The sequence below is a fragment of the Curtobacterium sp. HSID17257 genome (assembly GCF_003989515.1).
Taxonomy (GTDB): Bacteria; Actinomycetota; Actinomycetes; order Actinomycetales; family Microbacteriaceae; genus Curtobacterium.
The window spans coordinates 1-674 of sequence record NZ_RBLU01000226.1; the positions used below are offsets into that span (position 1 = coordinate 1).

Below are 674 nucleotides of genomic sequence, written 5' to 3' on the forward strand. Positions count from 1 at the left end.
TCAGCTCCGCGGGCACGGCACCGAGTTCGACTCGCTCCGCGACTACGTCCGCGGCGACGACGTCCGGTCGATCGACTGGCGGGCGACCGCCCGGCGGCAGGACCTGGTCGTCCGGACCTGGCGACCCGAGCGCGACCGCCGCGTCGTCATCGTCGTCGACGCGGGACGTGCCGGTGCCGGACGGGTCGACGACGAACCCCGGCTCGACACCTCCATCGAGTCCGCGCTGCTGCTCGGCGCCCTCGCCACGGCCGCCGGCGACCGGGTCGACCTGGTGGTGCTCGACGACACCGTCCGCGACCGGGTGCACGGTGCGACGCGGACCGACGTCGTCCGACGCTTCGGCGAACGGCTCGCGCTCGCCGAGCCCGGGCTCGCCGCGACCGACTGGTCCGCCCTCCCGGCGCTCGTCGATCAGGTGACGACCTCGCGCGCGTTCGTCGTGCTCCTGTCGAGCCTGGACTCGGTCGGTGCCTCTGCCGACCTGCTCGCGGTGCTCCCCCGGCTGACCCGGCGGCACGCCGTCGTCGTCACCAGCATCGCGGACCCGGCCGTCGAGCGGATGGCGAGCGGCGTCCCGGAGCCGGGGCACGGGGTACCGGAGGAGCGGGGCGGGCCGGTGTCGAGCCTCCTGGCCGGGTCCGGTGCCGAGCGTGACGTGTACCGACGCGCGG

General features: G+C 75.8%; 1 protein-coding gene. It reads left to right on the forward strand.

The features are described 5' to 3' along the window. A partial coding sequence (locus tag D8M35_RS16160; RefSeq protein WP_126892725.1) for a DUF58 domain-containing protein occupies nucleotides 1–674 on the forward strand: 674 nt, incomplete at both ends.